Origin of the sequence: Pseudomonas izuensis, from assembly GCF_009861505.1 — a bacterium.
Classification (GTDB): domain Bacteria; phylum Pseudomonadota; class Gammaproteobacteria; order Pseudomonadales; family Pseudomonadaceae; genus Aquipseudomonas; species Aquipseudomonas izuensis.
Genome location: NZ_WTFT01000013.1, coordinates 90,154 through 97,978 on the forward strand (window position 1 = coordinate 90,154; position 7,825 = coordinate 97,978).

At 61.9% G+C, this 7,825-nt stretch carries 6 protein-coding genes and 2 pseudogenes; all 8 read left to right on the plus strand.

Annotation, left to right across the window (positions count from 1 at the left end):
* Nucleotides 1–702 precede the first annotated feature (702 nt).
* Nucleotides 703–1,608, plus strand: coding sequence for a LysR substrate-binding domain-containing protein (locus tag GPL81_RS14215; protein ID WP_096512297.1), 906 nt, complete (start codon nucleotides 703–705; stop codon nucleotides 1,606–1,608).
* Nucleotides 1,609–1,865: 257 nt separating this feature from the next.
* Nucleotides 1,866–3,053: an aromatic ring-hydroxylating oxygenase subunit alpha gene (locus tag GPL81_RS14220; RefSeq protein WP_178122593.1), complete on the plus strand. Its 1,188-nt coding sequence runs from the start codon at nucleotides 1,866–1,868 to the stop codon at nucleotides 3,051–3,053.
* 11 nt (nucleotides 3,054–3,064) lie between these two features.
* Complete coding sequence (locus GPL81_RS14225; protein WP_160107247.1) at nucleotides 3,065–4,510, plus strand: aldehyde dehydrogenase family protein; 1,446 nt, start codon at nucleotides 3,065–3,067, stop codon at nucleotides 4,508–4,510.
* Between the two features lie 5 nt (nucleotides 4,511–4,515).
* A pseudogene (locus tag GPL81_RS31415) lies at nucleotides 4,516–4,680 on the plus strand (rubredoxin); the annotation flags it as partial.
* Nucleotides 4,669–5,913: an FAD-dependent oxidoreductase gene (locus tag GPL81_RS14230; RefSeq protein WP_246218926.1), complete on the plus strand. Its 1,245-nt coding sequence runs from the start codon at nucleotides 4,669–4,671 to the stop codon at nucleotides 5,911–5,913. The pseudogene GPL81_RS31415 and the gene GPL81_RS14230, both read left to right, overlap by 12 nt.
* Before the next feature lie 10 nt (nucleotides 5,914–5,923).
* Nucleotides 5,924–7,252: an NAD(P)/FAD-dependent oxidoreductase gene (locus tag GPL81_RS14235; protein WP_160107249.1), complete on the plus strand. Its 1,329-nt coding sequence runs from the start codon at nucleotides 5,924–5,926 to the stop codon at nucleotides 7,250–7,252.
* Complete coding sequence (locus GPL81_RS14240) at nucleotides 7,249–7,614, plus strand: ethanolamine utilization protein EutQ (RefSeq protein WP_160107250.1); 366 nt, start codon at nucleotides 7,249–7,251, stop codon at nucleotides 7,612–7,614. The genes GPL81_RS14235 and GPL81_RS14240 overlap by 4 nt, the downstream gene beginning before the upstream one ends.
* Before the next feature lie 40 nt (nucleotides 7,615–7,654).
* Nucleotides 7,655–7,825: pseudogene (locus tag GPL81_RS31420) on the plus strand (MFS transporter); the annotation flags it as partial.

The window sequence follows — 7,825 nt, forward strand, 5'->3', positions numbered from 1 at the left end:
GCAGAACCTGCACTCGGCCTCACGAGGGGGCAAGAAGATCAAAAGCCAGATCAACAGCCGAAGCGAGGCGGCCTGACAGCCGACCTGGCTTTTGCGGGTGTACCCCATTCCCTGTGGGAGCTGGCTTGCCAGCGATGGCGGCCTATGAGCCGACCTGATTTCACGGGTGCACTCGTTCTCCTGTGGGAGCGAGCCTGCTCGCGATGGTCTTCCAGACAACGCGATCATTCAGGCAGCACGCGTTATCGTTGACGTCCATCGCGAGCAGGCTCGCTCCTACAGGGGATCACAGGCAGGTCAAAAATCAGGTCGGCTGTCAGGCCGCCTCGCTTTGGCTTTTGATTTGGGCGCCCCGTTAAACCACGCTGGCCGAACGCAGGCATTGCTCCGTGGGTAAACCGGCAGGACGCCGGTTTAGCCGCGCTGGGCCAGGGATGGCCCATCGCGGCGACCCACGGAGCAATGCCGGAGTGAGGGCATACCGAGCCTAAGCGAGGCACCGAGTGGTGGGGCAAAGCCTTTTGGTTACTTTGGGGCTTTTCCAAAGTGACCCGCCGTGAGGGCGGAACCATAAGTCGCCATCACTCAAATAATGGATATACACCCAATCCCTGAGCGGGTCTGAAGTAGGCGCTGTCCACCCCCCACGCCAAGGACTAAACTCCCGCGATAAAACCAAAACAACGACGTGACCTTGCCTGCATGAAAATCCACCCTTTACCACCGCTCAACAGTCTGGTCGCGTTCGAAGCCGCAGCGCGCCACTTGAGCTTCACCCTGGCCGCGCAAGAGCTGAACGTGACCCAGGGCGCAATCAGCCGCCAGGTACGCCTGCTCGAAGACTACCTGGGTAAGGTTTTATTCGAACGCACGACCCGCACGATCCACCTGAGTCCGGCGGCCAGTCAATATTACGAAACGGTCCGCACTGCCTTGCTGCAAGTGGCCCAGGCGACGGGTGAAATTCGTCATTGGCAGGGTGCCGAGCAAGTGACGGTGGCGACCAGTACCGCGATGGCCTCATTGTGGCTGCTGCCCAAAGTATCCGAGTTTCAACGTGAAAACGAAGAGATCGACCTGCGCATCATCGCCCACGATCAGGTCAAGGATTTCTCGCGCCTGGATTGCGATCTGGCGTTGTATTACTGCAGTACCCCACCCCGGGAAATGCAGGTCACGCCATTGTTTTCCGAAGAGGTCTATCCGGTGTGCAGCCCGACTTACCTGGCCAAGCATCCTGCCTTGACGACGCCTGCCGACCTGGCCGCCTGCACATGGCTCGTCCTCGACGATCCGCAGCGCGACTGGATTGGCTGGTCCGAATGGCTCCAGAGCCAGGGATTGAAAAACGTCGAGCCGAAACGCCGGATCAACATCAACAGTTATTCGATGCTGATCCAGTCGGCCATCAGCGGGCAGGGCGTTGCGCTGGCCTGGTCCAATCTGGTCGATGACTACCTGCAGAGCGGCGCGCTGGTGCGGCCGCTGGATGCGGTATTGCGCACCGATGCACAGTTTTGTTTGCTGGAGCCCTTGGGCCGTGGCGGTATGCGCCAAAGCGTAAAGCGCTTCCGCAGCTGGCTAATGAAACAACTCCCGCCCCTGTAGGAGCGAGCCTGCTCGCGAAAAACGCTCAGACAACGCGGTCATTCAGACAGCACTCGTTATCGTTTACGACCATCGCGAGCAGGCTCGCTCCTACAGGTTGGCGGGCCGCAGATGTCCATATTCATGATCAAAAGTCATGAATCCCTCCCGAAATATCGTTTGTCGACACCCCCCCGTTTTCCGAAACTTGCCGCCAGCGGATCTGGCCAGCAAGCCTGCCGAACAATCCACACCGTGCCCAGCAGGGGAAAACAATAATGACCACCCTCCAACAAATTCCAGTGCATCACCTCGAAACCGTGCTCAATCCGATTCATGAAGCCACCGGCCTGAGCAACGAGTTTTACACCGAACAACGTTACTTCGAACTCGAGCGCGATCAGGTCATGGGTAAGACCTGGGCTTGTGTTGGTTTTGCCAGCGATCTGGGCAAGGCCGGCTCGGTCAAGCCAGTCGACTTCATGGGCCTGCCGCTGCTGCTGATGCGCAACCGCGAAGGCGTGATTCAGGTGTTCCATAACGTGTGCAGCCACCGCGGCATGAAGCTGGTGGAGGAGGCCGGTGAGGTGCAAGGCGTCATTCGCTGCCCTTACCACTCCTGGACTTACGACCTCAACGGCGGGCTGCGTGGCACGCCCCACGTAGGCGGCATCGATCAGCACAAGGATGAGCGTTTCGCCTGTGAGAAACACGGCTTGAAAGCCATTCGCAGTGCGATCTGGATGGACATGGTGTTCATCAATCTGTCCGGCGATGCACAGCCACTCGAAGACATGCTCGCGCCGCTGACTGCGCGCTGGAACCAGTTCCTGGGCGAAGACGGCATGAGCCTGCTGAGCCGCCGCCCGGGCCATGACGCCACCACCCTGGACATCAAGTGCAACTGGAAGCTGGCAGTAGAGAACTACTGCGAGGCCTATCACCTGCCATGGGTGCACCCGAGCCTGAACTCTTATTCGCGCCTGGAAGACCACTACAACATCATCGTCGGCGAGCACTTTTCGGGTCAGGGCAGCTACGCCTACAACCTGTCGGACGTCGCCGGTACTCACTTGCCGAAATTCCCGAGCTGGCCGCTGGACCGTCTGCGCAATGCCGAATACGTCGCGTTTTTCCCCAATGTCCTGCTCGGCATCCAGGCCGACCACGCCTTCGCCATGCAACTTGAACCAGTGTCGCCGGGACGCACCATCGAGCACCTGCGCCTGTTCTACGTCGGCGATGAAGCGGCGAGCAGCGAAGCGTTCAGCGCCTGCCGCGATGCCATCCTGGAATCCTGGAAAGTCGTGTTCGCCGAAGACATCAGTTCGGTCGAAGGCATGCAGAAAGGTCGCCATTCCCCAGGCTACAAGGGTGGCGCGTTCTCCCCGGAAATGGACATCCCGACGCACTTCTTCCACCAGTGGGCCGCACGTCAATTGCTCGCCACCGCCCAGTCGGCCTGAGGAGAAGTGCCATGTATCCGATAGCCTCTCACTGGCTCAACTACATCGACGGGCAATGGAGCGATAGCGTCCAGCGTCTGACAGTGAACAACCCAGGCTCCGCCGAACCGCTGGCGACCATCGCCCAGGCCACCGTGGCCGATGCCGAGCGCGCCGTGCAGGCGGCCCGTCGCTGCGCCGATAGCGGCGAGTTGACTCGGGTGCGCCCGGCGCAGCGGGTCACCTGGTTGCTGCGCATCGCCGAAGAAATTCGTGCCGTGGCGGATGAAGGTGCCTGGGTGTTGTGCCAGGAAAACGGCAAGCGCCTGAGCGATGCCAAGGACGAGTTCATCGAGGCGGCGCGTTACTTCGAGTATTACGCCGGCATGGCGGACAAGATCGAGGGCACTTCGATCCCGCTGGGCAACGGGTACATGGACTTTACCTTGTACGACCCGATGGGCGTTTCGGCACAGATCGTGCCGTGGAACTTCCCGGTGTCGATCTGTGCCCGCTCGCTGGCGCCAGCCCTGGCGGCGGGCAACGCGGTGGTCATCAAGTCCCCCGAGCTTTCACCGCTGGGCATGTGCGTGCTGATCCGCGCCATCGCCAATGCCGGTTTGCCCAAGGGGGCGGTCAACCTGATTTGCGGCCGTGGTCGCGAAGTCGGTTCGTATCTGGTGAGCCACAGCGGTGTCGATCAGATCGTGTTCACCGGTTCCGTGCCGACGGGCCAGTCGATTTTGCGCGATGCCGCCCGGTATGCGATCCCCAGCGTGATGGAGTTGGGTGGCAAGTCCGCCGCGATTGCTTTCGCCGATGCCGATCTTGAGCAACTGCTGACCAGCGTCAAGTCGGGCATCTTCTTCAATGCCGGGCAGGTCTGTTCGGCGATGTCGCGGCTGCTGGTGCAGCGCGAGATCTATGAAGAAGTGGTCGAGGCTGTGGTGGCCCTGGCCGAAGGACTTCACGTCGGCACAGGTCAGGAAAACGCCGACCTCACACCGGTGGTCAGCGCCGGACAACTGGCAGGCATCGAAGCCTTGTGCCGCCGCGCAATCGAAGAGGGCGCGATAGCAGTGACCGGCGGCGAAGCCTTCGCGGATCGAGCCGGGCACTTCATGCGTCCGACCGTGTTCCGCGACGTCACCCCGCAAATGTGCATCGCCCAGGAAGAAGTGTTCGGACCGGTGCTGGCGATCATGCCGTTCGATACGGAAGAAGAGGCCATTGCCATCGCCAACGGCACCGAATTCGGTCTGGTGGCCGGGGTGTTCACCCAGGACATCAGCCGCGCCATGCGCTGCACGCGTCGCTTGAAATCCGGCCAGGTGTTTGTCAACGAATGGTACGCCGGTGGCATCGAAACACCATTTGGCGGCGTCGGGTTGTCGGGCTTCGGTCGGGAAAAGGGCCAGGAAGCCTTGTACAGCTACGTGCGCACCAAAAACGTGGCGATCCGGATCGCTGGGGAGTGAACAGCATGTTCAAGACTTGGCTATGCATTGTCTGCGGCCTGATTTATGACGAGGCGCTGGGCTGGCCCGAGGACGGGATCCTCGCCGGCACGCGCTGGGAAGATGTTCCCGAAGACTGGATCTGCCCGGAATGCCACGTCGGCAAGGCTGATTTCGAGATGCTCGATATCAGTGAGTACACCGAGGCGGCTGTGGCGGTCAGCGCGCCGCCATTGGCGGTGGCGAAGCCTGTTGTCGCTGCATTGCCGCGCGGGCCGATTGTCATCATCGGCAGTGGTTATGCCGGTTATGGTTTGGCCCAGGCACTGCGCAAGGCTGATACCGAGATCGAGATTCGCGTGCTGACCCAGGAGTCCGGGCACCTGTATTCCAAGCCCGCGCTTTCAATCGGACTGTCTCAGGGCAAGAGCGCCGAGGCATTGTCCGGCGAATCACCGCTGGCCATCGAGCAGCGTCTGAACATCCGCGTTTATCCCCACTGCACAGTGCTGGGCATCGACAGTTCCAAGCGACGCCTGCGCACCAGTTTCGGTGAAATGGAGTACGGCCAACTGGTACTCGCCAGCGGCGCGCAACCTATTCGCCTGCCCATCGAGGGTGAGACCGCCGCGATGCTCAGCGTCAACAACCTGCAGGATTACCACGGGTTTCGTGAGCGACTGACCGGTGTGCAACGCGTGGCCATTCTCGGCGATGGCCTGATCGGCTGCGAGTTCGCCAATGACCTTGCGCACAACGGTTTCAGCGTGGATGTCATCGGTCTCGGTCGCTGGCCGATGGAGCGCCTGTTGCCGGTCGAGGCCGGACAGGTGCTGCAAAACGCACTGAGTGAACTGGGCGTGAAGTGGCACTTGCAGAACACCGTTCAAGCCATCGAACCGAGCGGGCAGGGCTATCGACTGAAACTCGCGGGCGGCCAGATCCTTGAGGCCGACCTGGTGCTGTCGGCGGTCGGGCTGCGGCCTGATCTGAGTCTGGCGCAGAGTGCCGGTCTTGCGGTTGGGCGCGGTATTCAGGTCGATGCCCAGCTGCAAACTTCTGTAGCGGGCATCTACGCGCTGGGCGATTGCATCGAGATCGACGGCCAGTTGCTGCCGTATCTGGCGCCGATCAATCAGGGCATCCAGGCGCTCAGTAAAACCCTGCTCGGCCAACCCACAACCGTCGATTACCCGCTGATGCCGGTGACGGTGAAAACACCCGCCGCGCCGCTGTGCCTGTTGGCGCCGGCGATGGCCAGTGAAGGTCAATGGCGCTGCACACCGACGCCAGACGGATTGAGCGCCGGGTTCTATGACGCCGAGGGCAGGCTCAATGGCTTCGTGCTGTTGGGTCGCCAGGCACAAACGCAACGCAGCGCATTGCTGCAGTCCTGTCAGAACGCTCAGCAGGCTGTCGCCTGAGGCCGCAATCATGAAAAATTCGATCAATTTGCCGTATGACGATGCGAGCTGCGGCTGGTACGCAGCCCTGCCCGAACAGCCGGCGTGCAAGCGTTTGTCCGGCGAGCAGCGGGCCGACTACGCGGTGGTGGGGGCAGGCTTTGCCGGCCTCGCCGCAGCCCGTCGCCTGGCCCAGCATCACCCCGAAGCGCGGATCATTCTGGTGGACGCGCAACGGGTCGCCCACGGCGCCTCGGGGCGCAACTCGGGGTTTGTGATTGACCTGCCGCACAAGTTCGCGCTGGAACATCCGGACCCGGCGCACAAGCAACGCTTGCTGTCGCTCAACCGTGCGGCCATTTCGCAGTTGCAGGGCCTGGTGCAAAGCCATGACATCGATTGCCAGTGGTCACATGCCGGCAAGTACCAGGGGGCGGTCGGCCCGCGCGGGCTGGCTTACCTCGACCACTTCGAACGACTGATGAGCGATCTGGGCGAGCCCTTTCGCCGGGTTGATCCCAAAGAGCTGGCCGGCGTACTGGGCACGTCACATTACAGCGGTGCGATCTACACCCCGGGTTGCTACCTGATGCAGCCGGCGGCATTGGTCACTGGTCTGGCCCGCACCTTGCCAGGCAACGTCGAGTTGCTGCAAGAGTCGCCGATCCAGCGGCTGGAACACGACGGTCGCGGCGGCTGGATTCTGCATGGCAGCAACGGCGTGATCCGCACTCCGCAACTGTTGTTGGGCACCAGCATTTTCACCCAGGAGTTCGGCTACCTGCGCAACCGCCTGCTGCCGGTGATGACCTTCGCCAGCTGGACCCGTCCGCTGACCGATGCCGAGTTGGCCACCTACGGCGGTCAACTGGACTGGGGCCTGACCCCGGCGGACCACGCCGGTACGACGGTGCGCATGACCCAGGACCGTCGGCTGATTATCCGCAACACCTACAAGCACGTGCCCAAGTACGGTCGCAGCACCAGCGACGGCATGCGCTTGAAGGTTCGAGCGTCGCACCGCAAGGCCTTCGAGGCGCGGTTCCCGCAACTGGCCGACGTGCCGTTCAGCCATACCTGGGGCGGGGTGTACGCGATCTCGCGTAACTTCACCAACTTCTTCGGCGAGCTGGAGCCAGGCGTCCATGCGTCCGCCTGCGACAACGGCGTGGGTGCGGCCTGGGGCACGATTTCCGGCACCTTGCTGGCGGATCTTGCGGTGGGCGCGGACTCGGCGCAGTTGAACGACATTCGTGCGGTGACCGGCATGCCGTCGCTCAATCCGCCGGAACCGTTCCTCGGCCTCGGTGTGCGTTCGCGCATTCACCTGGCGGCGTGGAACAGCCGGAGTGAGTTATGAGTGCACTGGAAAAAAAGCGCGTGCTGCGCATCGACCACCAGGATCTGGACTTCAACTTCCGCGGCGGCCCACCCGGCGCCGCCTATGTGGCCCGGGCCCTGAGCAATGAAATCTCGCCGAACATCGGCGTCGGCTTTGCCCGCTGGGAAGGCGCGCAAGTGGCCTGGACGGTGCTGTATGACGAAGTGATTTTCGTGATCGAAGGCTGCTTTGAATTACAGGTCGGCGTTGAGCTGTACCAGGTCACGCCGGGCCAGTTGCTGTGGATTCCCGAAGGAACCGAGTTGGTGTACGGCGGGCATGCGTTGTTCGGCTATGTAGTGCATCCGGGCAACTGGAAAGCGCTCCACGGCCTGAGCTGAACCCACAGGTTTCGCATTTTTTCTTTCTGGAATCAGCACCGTGTTTGGACTGACGAAGACGTTCGGCGCGCTCTATTTGGCCAGCTTGTTGATGCAGCTGGGATCGACATTGCTGATGACCTGGCTGGCACTGCGCCTCAATGGTTCGGGGGCGGCAGAAACGGCGGGCGGTGCGTTGATGGCCGCCAATGCCCTGGGCATGGTGTTGGGC